Genomic DNA, 17,512 nt, shown 5'->3' with positions numbered 1-17,512 from the left:
TCAGAGGTTTTTATTTTATCTTTTATTGAACTATTTTTTAACAAACTTAATTGTGTTCTTTTCGTCTTTATTATTAATTGTAATAAAGTAGATTCCTTTTACAAGAGCACTGACATCAATTTTACCGTCTCCAATAGCTCCTTTTGAAATTAACTGCCCTGGAGCATTGAAAATTTCATACGATGCATTTGAAGAAACATTCAGAACATTCAACACCTCTTCTACAGGATTTGGGTAAACCTTAACTGATTTTACCTCATTTTTTGCTTCAGAGACAGCCATTGTACCGGATACTACAGCTTGTTTCACTGCATAAAATACATTTCCAATAGCTGACACCCTCAAATGAATCGTTTTACCCGCCAATGACGCAGGAATGAAGACACTGGCTGAGCCGTTATTCGGAACTGATGCTGCAAGATCATTCCAGGTTAATCCGCCATCTTCTGTATAATCAATTTTAACATTGGCTGCATTGTATGGAGCGACTGCAGTTCCGGAAACCGTCCATGTAATAGTAGAGTTCACATTCGAGGTAAGTGATGTTGTATTAACAGTAAATGCAGCTGCGGATCCTACTACAATAGTTTGTGTTGCATAAGCAGTCTGCGCCTGTCCGCCAGGTTTGTTATCTCTTACCGTTACTCTGAAAGCAGTGGTTCTGGCCACCGTACTTGCTGCTTCAAAATCAGCTGTATTTTTTACAGCCCCTCCCAAAACAGTTGTCAGTTTAGGGAAATATCTTGTAGGGCTAGTAGTAGGAGCCCATGATCTGAAATTTGCTCCCGTGGATGTATTTCCGATATTACTTTTGGTAATACCGCCCGGTAAACTGCTTGAGTTCACTTGTTCCCAGCAATAGGTCAATACATCTCCATCCGGATCCGTTGCCGAAGCTGTCAACACAAAAGCTGTGGATTTTGGAATTGTATAAGTTGTATTCATCGCAGTTACAACAGGCTGATTGTTAACAATGGGTGTTTCTACATCTGCTGTTACTGTTGCAAGATTAGCCTGTACCTGATCAATACTTACACTATGGAAATAAACATCAGAATGTTTCTGAACATCTTTATCCGGGCCGATAATCCCCGCATATCCCATAATCGTAGATCCTGAACCTGGTTCCACATAAGTATTAGAACCGGTACCTTCATCACTGCTATAAGTATGATTATCTCCCAACTGATGCCCCATCTCATGAGCTACAAAGTCAATATCAAAAGTATCTCCGCTGGGTGGTAATTGAGCCGTACTGTTTTCGTCCCATGTACCACTAACATAATAATCAATTCCCGGGGAGGTAAATCCGCTGCCCTTATAATTATTTGGATATGGTGAATCTTCACAAAGAGGATCGATACTTGTAGATATATCATTACTTCCTATGCACCCAATACAACCGGCACGCCCGCCACCGCCTGTTGCTCCAAACAAATGCCCAATATCAAAATCTGCATCTGTAACACCATACGCTCCTCCATGCAATGTATTCATCAGTTCATTACTCCATTTACACATAAGATCGGAAGTGCTGTAAGGATCATTAGCATCATCCGGAAATATAAGTGCCGGAGCATTGATTGCGTTGACATGTACATTAAATTCTTTTTCAAATACCCCATTTACTCTTGACAAAGTAGCATTAATTTGGGTAAGAGCACCCGCCACTCCCCCAAAGAAAGCGGTGTACTCTCCTGTTACGGACATAGCCAGTCTAAGGGTATGGAAAGTTTTGTTGTTTGATTTTGCAGCAGTTCCTGAATTCATCAGCTTCTGCATTTTAGCAATAGCTTCTTTGTCTTCTTTGGTGTTACATACAAATGAATGCCTGCTCTTATTGGTTTTTCCGTGTACAGAATAATAAGATTTGTCAGCAGTGGCTGGTTCTATAAATTCATATTTACCATCAGTACCAATGATCATAGACTGGAAATCATTGGGTGCGACACTAAATCTGATATATTTGGAAGGATCATCAGTTCCGATTCCTACATACGACCCTAACTGATATTTGTTAGCCAGGGTCTCATCCATAACCGGAAAGCTATTTACTGTAAACTTCTCAATTTTTCCTTCAAGAGTAGGAATACTGATCGTAATAGGAGTACCCTCACCTATTTTAGGCGCTCTAAGAAGTTGAGTTCTTATCTGATCTATATCGAGTTTATAATAAGCCGAATGATCACTTTTCTTTATGATTTTTTGTTCTGGCAGCCCTCTGCTCCATTGTGCATTTGCTGATATTGCTAAAAATAATACCGGCAAACAAAATAATTTTGTTTTCATTTAATATTTTTAACAAATTTAAACACTTGCTAAAAAAAACGCTAAAAAACAAAGAAAAGAATCAAAAAAAGCCAAAAATACATAAATTACAACAATATAAAATTAAAAAAATATTGCGATAATTTAATTTAAAAGATTTTTTTAAACCGAAACTTTATTTATTTTTTTGTTCCTGCTTCTGCATCCATTCTTCATGTTTTCTTTTGAAAAATTCGTATTTGTAATCCTGATTTCTCTGCGCAGCATCTATAGAATGGGAAGTATGGATATCGTAATCTTTTTTCGCCAGTTGGGCAAGTCTTTCATAATAGCAATGAAGCTGATCCAGCTCTGCTTCTGTAAGATCTTCGATATCTACAATTCTGTTACTGGCTTTTTCGTGGGCAGCAATAATTTCATTAAGCTTAATTTGTATTGCTTTTGAATCTTTATTCTGAGCCTTCTGAATAAGGAATACCATCAGAAATGTAATAATGGTGGTTCCGGTATTGATAACCAGCTGCCATGTTTCAGAATAGTCAAAGAAAGGACCGGTAACCGCCCATACCACAACGATAAGGAAAGCTCCCATAAAAGCATGTGGACTTCCTGTAAATTTTACAGCCCAGTTTGAAAACTTTTCAAAAAAATGATTTCCCGTATGTCCCATAATCTTGGTTTTTTACATAATAAATGTATAAAATTAACAGGAATAAGGAGTAATAATACAAACAAAAAAACATTAAGACCATGCTTACTGTCTTAATGCTTTTAATTAAAATTGATATGAATGATTGAAATATATTATTTAATCTTTTCTGAGAAACGGTTTTCCAGGTTCTGCTTTTCTTCTGCGATCATACTCTTTCCGATTTGAGCAGGTGAAAAAGCTTTTGGATAAATTGTATTATTCCAGTGATCTTTCCAGGGAGAAATATTACCCCAGGAGTATATGCTTTTAGGGTTATTATAATGTTTTTCAATATTTTCCCTGGCCGTTTTCAGTTCCTCTTCGGACAAATGTTCTTCGGAACATGAAGCTACACCAGCTCCGGCAATCAATACTAAGAGTATTGTTCTGGCAATTTTCATACTATTTTTTTGAGTTAGAATTTATAATTTACCTGTACTGCAAAATTTCTTGGTTGAATCTGATCGATATATCCCCCTCTGAAATAAGAGCTGTAGCCAACACTATCAAAAATATTATTAAAGAACACTCTTACTCCCATTCCGTTTTTCATAGAGTATCCAGCCTGGGCATCTACCGTTGTATACTGTGGCATATCGAAAGGCTGATCTCCCGGTTTTACGCTGTTAATGTGGCCTGCACTGAAGGTCTTCTGTGTCCACTCATCTACAGGGCGTTGTCCCACGTAGTAAATTCCTGCTCCAATATCTACTCTGTCTAATATCCCTTTGTTAAATTTGTAATTCAGCCATGCATTTGCGGTGTGCTTTGGAGCATTCATTGGCCTTGAACCGTTGATATATGCCGGGCTATCCTGATACTGGGCATCCAGGTATGCCCATCCGGACATGACCTGAAGGTTTGGTAAAATTCTTCCGATAAGTTCTACCTCTACACCTTTTCTTCTTAAATTACCCGCTAATCCGTAAAGGATATTTTTATTGGCATCTTTAATCGGATTATAGTTGGCATCCAGAATCTGGAATGAAAGATTATCTGTATTAATATCAAACCAGGTAACATTAAATCTCAAACGTTCATTAAACCAATCAGACTTAATTCCTGCTTCCCACTGTTTTGTATGGGATGGCCCTACCAATCCTCCGGCCTGAAGAATGTTATTGGAAGATCTTAATGAAGTTGTTGTGGTATAAGATCCGAAAACATTAATATTTTCAATTGGAGAAATGATCAATCCGAAATTAGGATTCCAGGTATCTACAGATTCATTGGCAGAGCCGTTCAGTCTGCTGTATCTGATTCCCAGATGTGCTTTTACATATTTACCGATTGACATGACATCCTGAGCCATTGCTCCGATACTTGGAGTCAATACAGCATTGGAGCGTCCCAGGCTTTTATAAATAACGTTTACAGGAAGTGTATTCGGAATAGATCCGTTTACTACATCAAATATATCAAGCGGATTAGCGGCGTACTTCACACCAGCAATTTCTGTAGGTCTTGCTGTAATTAAATTTCCGGGTGCTATAGAGTTTTTGTATGCTTCATACGTTACAGAAGAAGTCTCAGTTTCTCTCCAATCAAATCCAACCTGGAAAGTATGATTAATAATTCCTGTTTTTACATTTTCACCAATAAAATCCAGCTGCAAGACCCTGTTGATGTCTAACGACTCGCTCTTTCCAATGGTACGCTGTCTGATATTATAGTCTGTACCTCCGGTTGGTAATGAGATGGATGACGCCTCGCTATCTGAATTCGTCACAGAATTTATAAAAGCAGCCCTCACTTTAAACTTGTCATTCAGCTGGCGAATAGCAGTAGTGGCAAAATTATAGGTTTCCGTCATGGCATAATCAGAAGTATATCCCAGGAACTTGCCTTTTGGCATATGATATAATGCTTCTATATTTCCAGGTGCCAGGTTAATAGTTCCTCTGTCCGGAGTTCTTTTATCATGTAGGTAATCCATTTCTACATTAATGTAGGTTTTATCGTCCGGACGAAAAGCGATGGAGGGATTCACATAAATTCTTTCTCCTTTTACATGGCTCCTGAATGAATTGTTGTTCTGATAGGCTCCATTGAATCTAACTGCGACTTTCCCCTGGTGATCCAGTACTCTCTGAAAGTCTACTGTGGGCCTGTAAAAATCCCAGCTTCCATATCGGAATCCAATATTGGTCTGATCAATAAACTGAGGTCTTTTGGTCACTACATTGATTACTCCTCCTGCAGATCCTAACCCGTTTCCAATTCCCTGGCTTACCGCTGCAGAACCCTTAATGACCTGGATACTTTCTACTCCCTGCATATCTGTCATCATCCCTGCAGTACGGAAATCCGAATCCATCTGAACCCCGTTCTTCAATACAGGAACTCCACGATATCCTCTGATAGACATACTCTCGTTTCCTCCTCCATAACTTGAGAATAGCGTTACACCAGGTACATTTTTGGCAACATCGGTAACGGTAAGAGCTCCTAATTCTTCAATTGCTTTATGGGAGATCACAGAAATACTCTGAATCTGATCTCTGGTTTTTAATGGCAGCCTTGTGATGGCCTCCAAACCTTGCGGCTGCTTTTTTCTTTCACCGAATAGTTCCACTTCGTCAATTTCCTTCGACTTTTTAATAGAATCATTAATTTTCTGTGCATTTACAAAGACCCCACCCAATACAAGCAGAGAAAAGGATACTACTTTATTCATTTGATAATTTTTTGTAAAAATATTATTTTTATTAATTCTAAATAAAGAAATTAACGTGACTTATGTCACCTAAAAAGTACTGCAGTTATCAGATCATTAACCAGCAATGAGGACTCTTAAAAACCTTAAAGCAGTTCTCTTCAATTGTTAGAAGTATTATTCTTCAGACTTTTTATGGTTAAAGAAAGTACAATACAAAAAAAAGCAGATTTGCCAGCCACAAATCTGCTTTACGCTCTGCATTTTTCTGCAGATAATATCCAAAAAAAAATCCGCCCCTGAAAAAGGGACGGACTGTATAATCATTGCAAAGTATGCATTTATCACACTTTAATTTCAACGTCTACACCTGAAGGAAGTTCTAATTTCATTAGAGCATCAACAGTCTTAGAAGAAGAAGAGTAGATATCCATTAGCCTCTTGTGAGCTGAAAGTTGGAACTGCTCTCTTGCTTTCTTGTTTACGTGCGGAGATCTCAACACTGTGAAGATTCTCTTATTTGTTGGTAATGGAATAGGACCGTTTACAACAGCACCAGTAGCCTTTACCGTTTTTACGATTTTCTCTGCAGATTTATCTACTAAGTTGTAATCGTAAGACTTAAGTTTTATTCTGATTCTTTGTGACATTTTAATCTAATTTAATATTAACCTTTAGCTTTAGCGATTACTTCTTCAGCAACGTTTTGCGGAGCAGCTTCATATCTTTCAAACTCCATAGAAGATGTAGCTCTACCAGAAGATAATGTTCTTAGTGAAGTTACATAACCAAACATTTCAGAAAGTGGAACGAAAGCTTTGATCACCTTAGCATTGTTTCTGTCATCCATACCGTTTACAGTACCTCTTCTTCTGTTAAGGTCACCTACGATATCACCCATGTATTCTTCAGGAGTTACTACCTCAAGTTTCATGATTGGCTCCATGATAACAGCTTTAGCAGCTCTACCGGATTCTTTGAATCCTAATTTAGCAGCTAATTCGAATGATAACTGGTCAGAGTCAACTGCGTGGAAAGATCCATCTTTCAATGTAACTTTCATTGATTCAACCTCGAATCCAGCTAATGGACCATTCTTCATTGCTTCTCTGAATCCTTTTTCAACTGAAGGAACGAATTCCTTAGGGATGTTACCACCCTTAATTTCGTTGATGAATTCAAGACCTACTTTACCTTCGTCAGCCGGACCAATTTCGAATACGATATCTGCGAACTTACCTCTACCCCCAGACTGCTTTTTGTACACTTCTCTGTGGTTAGCTTTTTGAGTAAGAGCTTCTTTGTATTCTACCTGCGGCTGTCCTTGGTTAACTTCTACTTTAAACTCTCTTCTCATACGGTCAACGATGATGTCAAGGTGAAGCTCACCCATACCAGAGATGATAGTTTGTCCTGAAGCCTCGTCAGTTTTAACCTGGAAAGTTGGATCTTCTTCAGCTAATTTAGCCAAAGCGTTACCCATTTTATCCTGGTCAGCTTTAGTTTTAGGCTCAACAGCGATACCGATTACCGGATCCGGGAAGATCATAGATTCAAGAACGATTGGGTTCTTTTCATCAGATAATGTATCTCCTGTTTTGATATCTTTAAATCCTACAGCTGCACCGATATCTCCAGCTTCAATATATTCTACTGGATTTTGCTTGTTAGCGTGCATCTGATAGATTCTGGAAATTCTTTCTTTGTTTCCAGATCTTGTGTTAAGAACATATGAACCTGCATCAAGTCTTCCTGAATAAGCTCTGAAGAATGCTAATCTACCTACGAACGGGTCAGTAGCAATCTTAAACGCTAATGCAGAGAAAGGCTCTTCTACAGATGGTTTTCTTTCGATGTCAGCATCAGTTCTTGGGTCTGTTCCTTTGATATTATCCTTATCCAGTGGAGAAGGAAGATATTTACAAACAGCATCCAGCATGAACTGTACTCCTTTGTTCTTGAATGAAGAACCACAAGTCATAGGAATGATAGAAAGGTCTATAGTAGCTTTTCTAAGAGCTTCGTTGATTTCTTCTTCAGAAATTGAATCCGGATCTTCGAAGAATTTCTCCATCAAAGTCTCATCGTAATCAGCAACAGCTTCTACTAATTTCTCTCTATATTCAAGAACTTCATCTTTCATGTCCTCAGGAATTGGAACTACTTCATAAGTAGCACCCTGTCCAGCTTCATCCCAGATGATCGCTCTGTTTTTAATTAAGTCTACAACACCTTTGAAGTCTTCTTCAGCACCGATTGGTAAAACGATTGGAACTGCGTTAGATCCTAACATTTCTTTTACTTGTTTTACAACGTTCAAGAAGTCAGCACCTTGTCTGTCCATTTTGTTTACGAATCCCATTCTAGCAACTTTGTAGTTGTCTGCAAGTCTCCAGTTTGTTTCAGACTGAGGCTCTACTCCATCTACTGCAGAGAAAAGGAATACCAATCCATCCAATACTCTCAAAGATCTGTTTACTTCTACAGTGAAGTCAACGTGTCCCGGTGTATCGATGATGTTGAAGTGGTAAGGTTTTGTTTCAGGCAATTTCTTACCTTGATCTGTTGGGAAATTCCAGTTACAAGTAGTTGCAGCAGAAGTAATAGTAATACCTCTTTCTGCTTCCTGTTCCATCCAGTCCATTGTAGAAGCACCATCGTGAACCTCTCCAATTTTGTGGTTTACACCTGTATAGAATAAAATCCTTTCTGTAGTGGTAGTCTTACCTGCATCAATGTGAGCAGCGATACCAATATTTCTTGTAAATTTAAGATCTCTTCCCATTTCAGATTAGAATTTGAAGTGTGAGAAAGCCTTGTTAGCTTCCGCCATTTTGTGAGTATCAGTTTTCTTTTTGAAAGCGGCACCTTCTTCTCTTGAAGCAGCTACAACTTCGTTAGCTAATTTCAAAGCCATAGACTTATCATTTCTAGCTTTAGAATATTTGATTAACCATTTCATTGCCATAGAAATTTTTCTGTCAGCTCTGATTGGCATAGGGATCTGGAAGTTAGCTCCACCTACTCTTCTAGAACGTACTTCTACGTGAGGCATTACATTTGTAAGTGCATCTTTCCAGATTTCAAGTGCAGTTTTCTCGTTATCTCCTTTTTTAGTTTCTACGATATCTAATGCATCATAGAAAATTTTGAATGCGATTGACTTCTTACCGTCAAGCATTAAGTTGTTTACGAATCTCGTTACCAATTGATCATTAAATTTCGGATCTGGTAACAACGGTCTTTTTTTCGCTTTTGTCTTTCTCATTGCTTTTGTACCTTATTTAATGATTACTTTTTCTTTCCTTTTGCAGGAGCAGCAGCTGCTTGTCCTGGTTTAGGTCTCTTAGCTCCGTACTTAGATCTTCTCTGTGTTCTTCCATTTACACCAGCTGTGTCTAATGCACCTCTTACGATGTGGTAACGTACTCCCGGTAGGTCTTTCACCCTTCCGCCTCTAACCAATACTATCGAGTGCTCTTGAAGATTGTGTCCTTCGCCCGGGATATAGGCATTCACTTCTTTACCGTTAGAAAGTCTTACCCTTGCTACTTTTCTAAGTGCAGAGTTAGGTTTCTTAGGTGTAGTTGTATATACTCTCGTACATACACCACGTCTTTGTGGACAAGAATCAAGGGCAGCCGATTTGCTCTTCTTGGCAAGCGTGGCTCTTCCTTTTCTTACTAATTGTTGAATAGTAGGCATTTAATTGCTTTTTATTTTAGGGTGCAAAAATAGGAATATTTTTTTAATCTGCAAACACTTATATAAAAATTAAAATCAATTACTTACATCAAAAACGAAACACGTTTCAGTGTGACAAGCAGGGAAGCATAATATACAAGCGGAAAATGCACAGAAGTAAATCTGTTTTCACGCTTAAAAAATGAATATTAAATAATTATGAAATTTACCCAGCAAAGATTGTCCATAATTTTTCAGTTTCCAAACAGGCCCGGACATAGGATCCGATACATCCAAACTCTTTTAAAAAACTTTCTTATAGTTATCATCTATTAATAATCAACTGTGTTCGGCACGATATTTCGTAAATTTGAAATACAAATGATAAACGCATTGAATCACCATTCTCTTTTCACTGTTTAACTGAAGCCGGTGATTGAATTTAATCTTAAAAATAAATATATACATATGAAAAATGCTAGTATTATTGGCCTTAAAGAAGCCGACTGCAAAAAGATCTCAGAAAAATTAAATGTACTCTTAGCCAACTATTCCGTATTTTATCAGAATACAAGGGGTTCACACTGGAACATCAAAGGAGAGCAGTTCTTTACCCTTCATCCGAAATTCGAAGAACTGTACAACAGTCTTGTTTTAAAGATTGATGAAATTGCTGAAAGAATTCTGACATTAGGAGCAACACCGGCCCATAACTATTCAGATTATTTAAAGGTAGCAACCATTAAAGAAAGTAAAGAAGTAACGGACGGCACGAAAAGCGTTGAGCAGATTTTAAGTTCATTCAAAGTAGTGATTGACCTGCAAAGAGAACTTTTGGACATTACGGATGAAGCAGGAGATGAAGGTACCAATTCTCAGATGAGCGACTATATTACAGAGCAGGAGAAAGAAGTTTGGATGTACAATTCTTATCTTGGGAAATAACTCCGGCAAAAGCATGGAAATAATTCAAAAAAATCGTCTTACATTTAGGCGATTTTATTTTTTATTTTTATATTTGCGTTAAAATTACACATATTATGAATGACGTAAGACTGAATTCTATTCTGGATAATGATTTTTACAAAATAACAATGCAGAATGCCGTGGTAAAATTATTCCCGAGTTCTATTGTAAAATATGAATTCATCAACAGGGGAAAACACCACTTTCCGGAAGGATTTGACGTTGCTTTAAGGGAAGCCGTACATAAGATGGCTGAACTTAAACTTACGAAAGAGGAAAAAAAGTTCATGGCAAGAACTTGTCCTTATATAGATCTACCCTATCTTGATTTTTTAGAAGGCTATCATTACGACCCGTCTGAAGTGAAAATTCATCAGGAAGGGGGCGACCTTTCCGTTATTGTTGAAGGGCTTTGGTACAGAACCATCCTTTGGGAGGTTCCGCTGCTTGCGTTGATCAGTGAACTGCATTATGAAATGAACCACATGGAAAGAGATTCTAATGAAGTGGTCATGAGCAAAACGATTGAAAAAGCGGACTCATTAGGCAGACTTGGGGTAACCTTTGCAGAGTTCGGAACCAGAAGAAGACATTCTTATAAGGTACAGAATCTTGTAATGGAAGCATTGACCCAGAAAAAGGATTCTACTTTTATCGGAAGTTCAAACGTTCACTTTGCCATGAAGTATGGGGTTAAGCCTATCGGAACCCATGCCCACGAATGGTTTATGTTCCATGCTGCAGAATATGGATTCAAGATGGCTAACGAAATGGCTCTGGAACATTGGGTAGATGTATACAGAGGAGATCTTGGAGTGGCTTTGTCTGACACTTATACTACTGATGTTTTCTTCCAGCAGTTCGATAAAAAATTTGCAAAACTTTTCGATGGCGTACGTCATGACAGTGGTGATGCTCTGGAATTTGCAGACAAAACAATTGCCCACTATCAAAAAAATGGCATTAATCCAATGTTTAAATATATCATTTTCTCTGATGCCTTAAATCTTGAGAAAGTGGAAGAAATTACCAACTACTGCAGAGGAAAGATTGGTATTTCATTTGGAATTGGAACCAACCTTACTAATGATGTGGGACTGAAACCAATGAATATCGTCATGAAGCTTATTGGCGTCCAGGCTCCCAATAAAGAATGGATTCCTACGGTAAAGCTTTCTGATGAACATGGTAAATATACTGGAGACCCAAAGATGATTGAACTGGCAAAAGAATTTTTAAGAATTAAAAACTAAAGTATGAATTTAAAAATTTCCCTCACAATTACTGTTCTGGCTGCAGGGCTATCATTTGCCCAGCAGAAAACAGAAAAGCCAAAATTCAATCAGGAACTGGCAGCATCTTTAGGGGCAGATAAATACGGCATGAAACCTTATACTATCGTTATGCTGACAACAGGTACTGCCAACATTGAAGATAAAGCCAAAATGAGTGAACTTATGAAAGGACACATGAGCAATATCGGCAAACTGGCCAATGAAGGTAAAATTGTTGTAGCTGGACCTTTCCTTGAAAAAAATAAAGAGAACTACCGCGGCATGTTTATCTTCAACACCAAATCTAAGGAAGAAGCTGAACAGTGGGTAAAAACAGATCCGGCAGTTCAGGCCGGCGTTTTCAGTTATGAAATTTTCCCGTGGTACGGATCCGCTGCTTTACCTTTATATCTTAAGCATCATGATGAAGTGGCCAAAGAAAATCATTAAATAAAGCAGAAAAGAATCAGCTTCTCTTACGGAAACAAACAAAACCTATTTTTAACTTTCTACATATCAAATAATTACCAATAAAAACACGTAAATATTTCTTGTTTTAATGAATTAATTTAATTACTTTAGCTATTGAGCAGCACAGCTTACTTGTTTAATTGTGAGTAAGTTATCACCAATACAAACTAAAAATTAATCTCATGAAAAAATTGAATTTTACAAAACTTTCGAGAACAGAACTGAAAGATGTATTCGGAGGAACATTGTATCCGGCACAATGTCCGGGAGGATGCCATGGGGAAGCGATGATCCGATGTCCTGACGGCACCACCACGATGACGAATTTTATATGCATAGGGGGAACCTGCCAGCCGGCAGCAATGTGCAAGCCATTGGTTCTTGAACCTTTTCCCGATCCGATTATCATCACTCCATAATCTGAAGAATAATAAAGTGAGCTTTCCGGCTCACTTTTTTAGTATCTTTAAATAAACAAAACTCACCATGAAAACCATTGAGGAAGTTCTGAAAAAGCTGGATGAAATTATTATCTGGAGTAAAGAAAACCAAAGTCCGGCAGGATATTTTGCATGTACCTATAGAATAATGACCGCACAGGTACTGAAAGGAATCCAGCAGAAAAAATTTGAAGACAATCCCAGAATGACAACACTTGATATTGCTTTTGCACAGAGGTATCTTCAGGCGTGGGACAGCTACAGCAAAGGAGAGAAATGTACCCACTCCTGGTATATTGCCTTTGAAGCGGCTAAAAATAAAAACCTGCTGATCTTACAGCACATATTGCTGGGAATGAATGCACACATCAATCTGGATTTGGGTATTTCTGCTGCTGCTGTTATGCCTTACAGGAAAATTAATCCTTTGAAAAAAGATTTTGAAAATATTAATAACGTTATTGCATCCATCAATCAAAACGTACAGGACTCTTTAAACAAAATCTGTTATCCTGTAGATCTTATTGACAAACTCTCTCACGGAAATGATAATGCAGTTCTTGATTTTGCCATATCCAAAGCACGGGATACATCATGGGCAAGCGCGGTCATTGCATCCAATACTCCTAATTTTTTAAGAGAATCTGTAATCGGTATTATAGATTATGCAGCAGCAAAAGTCGCCACACAAATTCTGAATCCGAAAATTCTCACTCCTTCCCTTTTAAAAGAATTAAAAAAATGTGAAAGCAGTGATGTAGTGAAGAATATTGAAATGTTAGAATCTACAAAGAACTCATAAAAAAGGCCGGGATCTTCCTCACGGATCCCGGCCTCATAATGAACAAAATAAAAGAAACTATATTGCTTCCTTATGCTTTTTACGATAGGCATAATGAAAAATAATCGGCAGTATTGTAAATGACAGCAGCATACAGATGATTAATCCCCCTACAATCATGATAGCTAAAGGCTTTTGAATTTCAGAGCCCATTCCGTTTGACATTGCTGCAGGAAGCAGTCCCATAGATCCCATCAAAGCAATCATCACCACAGGACGGATTCTACTCTTCACTCCCTGTGCAATGGATTCTTTGAGAGAAAGTCTGTTTTGGAGATTTTCCTTCATCACTCCAATCAGAACAATTCCATCTATCGTTGCCACTCCGAAGAGGATAATGAAACCGATTCCCGCAGAAATCCCGAATATAGTTCCTGTAAACCAAAGAGATAAGAATCCTCCGATAAACGCAAATGCCAATGTAATGGAAGAAATCAGCGTGTCTTTTATATTTCCGAAGTTAAAATACAACAGCATCAGAATTAAAACTAGAGAAATCGGTACAACCATAGCCAGCTGTTTTCCCGCTCTTTCTTTGCTTTCAAACTCTCCGGCCCAGGTCATTTTATGATTTTTCGGAAGCTTTACTTCTCTATCTACTTTCGCTTTAGCTTCTTTGATGGTACTTCCGAGATCACGTCCTTCAATATTGAATCCAACTCCGATATATCTGCTGTTTCCTTCGCGGTAAATAAATGATGGCCCGGTATGATAATCAATGGTGGCAATTTCTTTCAACGGAACTTTTTTATTGTCCTGAGTCGGGATCAGAATATTTCCCATCTTTTCAGGAGTATCTCTGTAATCTTTTTCAAATCTAAGCATCACATCAAACATCCTTTCTTCTTCATAAAATTTGGTCGCGGCCTGCCCTCCGATCGTCATTTCAATCACAGCCTGTGCATCTGCGGTGGAAACACCATACTTTGCCATTTTGGAGTCATGAAGCTGTATTCTTAATTCCGGAAGTCCGATATTTTTGAAAACGTTTATATCTGATATTCCGGGAACAGTTCTGATGGAATTGGCTACTTTATTGGCATAATTTTCAAGTTCGAAAAGATCGTTTCCAAAAATTTTAATAACCAACGGAGCTTTTACTCCTGCTACATATTCTTCCACATTGTCCTGTATCGGCTGACTGAATCCAAAATTGATTCCCGGATATTTCTCAAGAGAAACTCTCATTTCTTCAAGGAGTTCTTCTTTGGATATTTTTTTCTTCCACTCGTTCTCAGGTTTCAGCTGAATATTAAATTCGATATTAAAGAATCCTGTAGGGTCAGTACCATCATTGGGACGACCTGTTTGGGTCATGACAAATTTTACTTCATCATACTTCATTAAAATCTCTTTCATCTCTTTGGTCAACCGTACAGATTCATCGAGATTAACACTGTTTGGAAGGGTTGCTCTTACATAAATTGCACCCTCGTTTAGTTTAGGTAAAAATTCTGATCCGTAATTGGAGAATCTCCATCCACATACTGCAAGCAAAGCAATGAAACCAATAATGAATCCTTTTTTATGGCGGTCACTGAATTCGTAGATTCTGTAAATATTAACTCTGAAAAATCTGGAAATAAAATTTTCTTTCTCTTCAATATTCTTAGTGAGGAGCAGTTTACACATTGCCGGAACATACGTCAAACTTAAGATCAAAGATCCTAACAATGCATATCCCAACGTAAATGCTAATGGAGAGAACATTTTTCCTTCTACTTTCTGGAAAGAGAAAATCGGCATCAGGGCAACGATAAGGATCAATAAGGCAAAGAAAATATAACTTGCGACACTTCCTGCGCTTTTCTTGATAATTCCCAGCTTTGAAATTTTGTTGAATCTCCGCAGTCCTATCTTTTTTGCTTTAAGCTCGAGGGCGACAAAGACATGTTCCACAATAACCAATGTCCCTTCCAGAATCAGTCCGAAATCCAGTGCTCCCATGGAAATCAGGTTGGCAGGCAATCCCTGAATTTTAAGCATAATGATAGCAAACAGAAAAGCTAGCGGAATTACTGATGCTACAATGAAAGTTGTTCTCCAGTTGTAAAGGAAAATAAATACAATGATGGAAACCAGAATGACTCCTTCAATAAGGTTTTTGGAAACCGTATGAACGGTAGTGTTCACAAGCTCTGTACGGTCAATGATCGGAACAATCTGAACATCACCGGGAAGCTCTCCCCCATTCAGCTGCTCGATTCTGTCTTTCAGTCTTGCAATGACTTCACTTGGATTTTCACCGCGGAGCATGATCACAATCCCTTCTACAACATCATTTTCCTTATTATATCCTACCTGTCCCAATCTGGGCTTTGCAGAAACTTTCACTTCGGCAACGTGTTTCACCAGGATAGGCGTAGAGCCTTTTACTTCGATCTGAATATTCTCAATATCTTCTTTTTTCTCCAAAAGACCGATCCCCCGCACTACATAAGCCTGATCACCTTTTGCCACTACATCTCCGCCTACATTGATATTACTCTTCGAAACCGCTTCATACACATCCAGGGGGGAAAGGTCGTAATTGTGTAATTCCGTAGGATTAATTTTTATTTCATATATTTTTTCTTCGCCGCCAAAGCTCACAACATCGGCAACACCAGGAACGGCAAGCAATTCTCTTTCTATTACCCAATCCTGAATAGAGGTAACTTCTTTGATCGGAAGTTTACTTTTAATGATATACCGGTAAATTTCACCGGTTGCCCCGGATGGAGGCTCAATGCTGTATTCTGCTCCTCCCGGAAGTTCTACATTTCCAAGTTTATTGGAAGCATATTGCTGTGCATAAAAATCATTCACATGATCATCAAAAATCACCGTTACCACAGATAATCCGAACAAGGAAATAGAGCGTACCGAAGTTTTATTCGGAATAGCATTCATTTCTTTGGAAATAGGTAATGTGACAAACTTTTCTATTTCTTCAGCACTTCTTCCCGGCCATTGGGTAATGACTCTCACCCTTGTATTGGTCACATCCGGAAATGCTTCAATGGGAGTATGTATATAGGAATAGATTCCTCCGGCCAGCAATAGAAAAGTTCCCAAAAGAACGATCAATGAGTTTTTTAAAGAGAAGGAAACTATATTCTGTACAAATTTTCGCATTACTTCTTGGAATTATTTAATTGATTTTTCAGGTTTTCATAGATCAGCAGTCCATTGGAAGCAATAACATTTTCACCTGGCTTTAAATTTCCTTCTACATAGATATATTGACTGTTGGAAGCAATTTCCGTTACCGGTCTTATCTCAAGCTCACAGTCTTTTTTATAAACCACCACATAACTTTGGTTATTATCAAAGATCAAAGCCTTTGCAGGAATAGCCAATGCAGATTTATTTTGTGAATTAATGGGTAATACAACATCTGCAGACATTCCCGGTTTCAGTTTCATTCCATTATTATCCATAATGATTTTGGCTTTGAGCACCCTTTCGTTTTCATTGAAAACCTGGGAAATCGTATTAATCTTTCCGGAAAAACTATCATCAGGATAAGCAAGCGTTTTTACCACTACCGGCTGATCAACATAAACATGCCTCATGTTGGTGGCATACACATTCGCCATCACCCACACTTTATCCAGATTGGAGATGGTAAACAGCTGATCTCCTCCTGCCGTAACCGGCATTCCTTTAGAGATATTCTTTGAAATAACATACCCGTCCGCAGGGGCCTTTATCTGAATAGTATTCCCTCCCGCTGAATAAAGCTGCATATTTTTTTTCGTCTTGGAAATATTAGATTGTAAAATGGCTACTTCTGATTTTGCTTCCTGCAGATCTTTCTGAGAGGCAATATCATCTTTATACATCGCTTCTACAGAAGACAGCTTTCTTTTTGCTACTGCCAGCTGAGCCTGCAAGGTCTGGGTGTCATCCTGCATTTCATTGACTGCTGTACTTTTTACACTGGCCAGTGTTTGTCCCTTTTTCACATAATCGCCAAGAGAGAAATAGGTATCTATCACCACTCCGTCCACAAGACTTACAAAAGGAACCGTCTTATCAGAATTACTTTCCACTTCACCGGTAAGTGTAATGCTTTCTTCTATGGGAAGCATTTCTGCTTTTACTAGTTTAAGGTCTTTCTTAAGCTCTTTACTGATGCAATAGCTTTTTTCTGTTTCTTTATTTTCTGCTTTTCCGGCACAGCCTGTAAAAATGATGAGGGCAGACAGGTAAGCCGCAGCTATGTACTTGGTCATA

Annotated in this window: 15 protein-coding genes; 5 read left to right on the top strand and 10 right to left on the bottom strand. The window is 38.2% G+C overall.

Translation table 11 applies throughout. The features are described 5' to 3' along the window. Window positions 1-30: 30 nt before the first annotated feature. From ACR1PO_RS11470 to rpsL, 8 genes are all read right to left on the bottom strand, one after another. Entirely contained in the window at window positions 31-2,289 is a 2,259-nt protein-coding gene (locus ACR1PO_RS11470; RefSeq protein ID WP_433986852.1) for a zinc-dependent metalloprotease, read from the bottom strand. A gap of 154 nt (window positions 2,290-2,443) precedes the next feature. Further along, window positions 2,444-2,938, bottom strand: a complete 495-nt coding sequence (locus tag ACR1PO_RS11465) for a low affinity iron permease family protein (RefSeq protein ID WP_433986851.1) — start codon at window positions 2,936-2,938, stop codon at window positions 2,444-2,446. A gap of 134 nt (window positions 2,939-3,072) precedes the next feature. Beyond that, entirely contained in the window at window positions 3,073-3,360 is a 288-nt protein-coding gene (locus ACR1PO_RS11460) for a hypothetical protein (protein WP_332388323.1), read from the bottom strand. Window positions 3,361-3,374: 14 nt separating this feature from the next. Next, the gene (locus ACR1PO_RS11455) at window positions 3,375-5,636 is read right to left on the bottom strand and encodes a TonB-dependent siderophore receptor (protein ID WP_433986850.1); all 2,262 of its coding nucleotides are present in this window, start codon (window positions 5,634-5,636) and stop codon (window positions 3,375-3,377) included. A 323-nt stretch (window positions 5,637-5,959) separates the two neighbouring features. Then, a complete protein-coding gene (rpsJ, locus tag ACR1PO_RS11450) occupies window positions 5,960-6,265 on the bottom strand; it encodes a 30S ribosomal protein S10 (RefSeq protein ID WP_002661363.1) in 306 nt (101 codons plus the stop codon). 17 nt (window positions 6,266-6,282) lie between these two features. Continuing rightward, window positions 6,283-8,400: an elongation factor G gene (fusA, locus tag ACR1PO_RS11445; RefSeq protein ID WP_002983152.1), complete on the bottom strand. Its 2,118-nt coding sequence runs from the start codon at window positions 8,398-8,400 to the stop codon at window positions 6,283-6,285. A gap of 6 nt (window positions 8,401-8,406) precedes the next feature. Then, window positions 8,407-8,883, bottom strand: a complete 477-nt coding sequence (gene rpsG, locus ACR1PO_RS11440; protein WP_002983149.1) for a 30S ribosomal protein S7 — start codon at window positions 8,881-8,883, stop codon at window positions 8,407-8,409. 23 nt (window positions 8,884-8,906) lie between these two features. Continuing rightward, a complete protein-coding gene (gene rpsL, locus ACR1PO_RS11435) occupies window positions 8,907-9,320 on the bottom strand; it encodes a 30S ribosomal protein S12 (protein ID WP_002983146.1) in 414 nt (137 codons plus the stop codon). A gap of 447 nt (window positions 9,321-9,767) precedes the next feature. On the opposite strand from rpsL, the gene ACR1PO_RS11430 reads away from it, so the two are divergent. The 5 genes from ACR1PO_RS11430 to ACR1PO_RS11410 all read left to right on the top strand — a co-directional run bounded on the left by ACR1PO_RS11430 (window position 9,768) and on the right by ACR1PO_RS11410 (window position 13,252). After that, window positions 9,768-10,244, top strand: a complete 477-nt coding sequence (locus ACR1PO_RS11430; RefSeq protein WP_079240229.1) for a Dps family protein — start codon at window positions 9,768-9,770, stop codon at window positions 10,242-10,244. A gap of 95 nt (window positions 10,245-10,339) precedes the next feature. After that, window positions 10,340-11,518 carry a nicotinate phosphoribosyltransferase gene (gene pncB / locus ACR1PO_RS11425; protein ID WP_433986849.1) on the top strand — a complete coding sequence of 393 codons (1,179 nt, stop codon included), beginning with the start codon at window positions 10,340-10,342 and terminating at the stop codon, window positions 11,516-11,518. A gap of 3 nt (window positions 11,519-11,521) precedes the next feature. Further along, a complete protein-coding gene (locus tag ACR1PO_RS11420; protein ID WP_332388327.1) occupies window positions 11,522-11,989 on the top strand; it encodes a YciI family protein in 468 nt (155 codons plus the stop codon). Between the two features lie 203 nt (window positions 11,990-12,192). Then, window positions 12,193-12,429 (top strand): hypothetical protein, encoded by a 237-nt coding sequence (locus tag ACR1PO_RS11415; RefSeq protein WP_332388328.1) that lies wholly within the window; start codon window positions 12,193-12,195, stop codon window positions 12,427-12,429. A gap of 67 nt (window positions 12,430-12,496) precedes the next feature. After that, complete coding sequence (locus ACR1PO_RS11410) at window positions 12,497-13,252, top strand: DUF5995 family protein (RefSeq protein ID WP_433986848.1); 756 nt, start codon at window positions 12,497-12,499, stop codon at window positions 13,250-13,252. Window positions 13,253-13,309: 57 nt separating this feature from the next. Here the strand turns inward: ACR1PO_RS11410 and ACR1PO_RS11405 are convergent, their stop codons facing one another. Both ACR1PO_RS11405 and ACR1PO_RS11400 read right to left on the bottom strand, forming a co-directional pair. Continuing rightward, on the bottom strand, window positions 13,310-16,408 hold the full coding sequence (locus ACR1PO_RS11405) for an efflux RND transporter permease subunit (protein WP_433986847.1): 3,099 nt from the start codon (window positions 16,406-16,408) through the stop codon (window positions 13,310-13,312). Beyond that, window positions 16,408-17,511, bottom strand: a complete 1,104-nt coding sequence (locus ACR1PO_RS11400; RefSeq protein WP_433986846.1) for an efflux RND transporter periplasmic adaptor subunit — start codon at window positions 17,509-17,511, stop codon at window positions 16,408-16,410. The genes ACR1PO_RS11405 and ACR1PO_RS11400 overlap by 1 nt, the downstream gene beginning before the upstream one ends. Window position 17,512 lies beyond the last annotated feature (1 nt).

It is taken from the genome of Chryseobacterium amylolyticum (assembly GCF_051011775.1).
Classification (GTDB): domain Bacteria; phylum Bacteroidota; class Bacteroidia; order Flavobacteriales; family Weeksellaceae; genus Chryseobacterium.
This window is presented reverse-complemented; position numbering and strand designations above follow the sequence as displayed.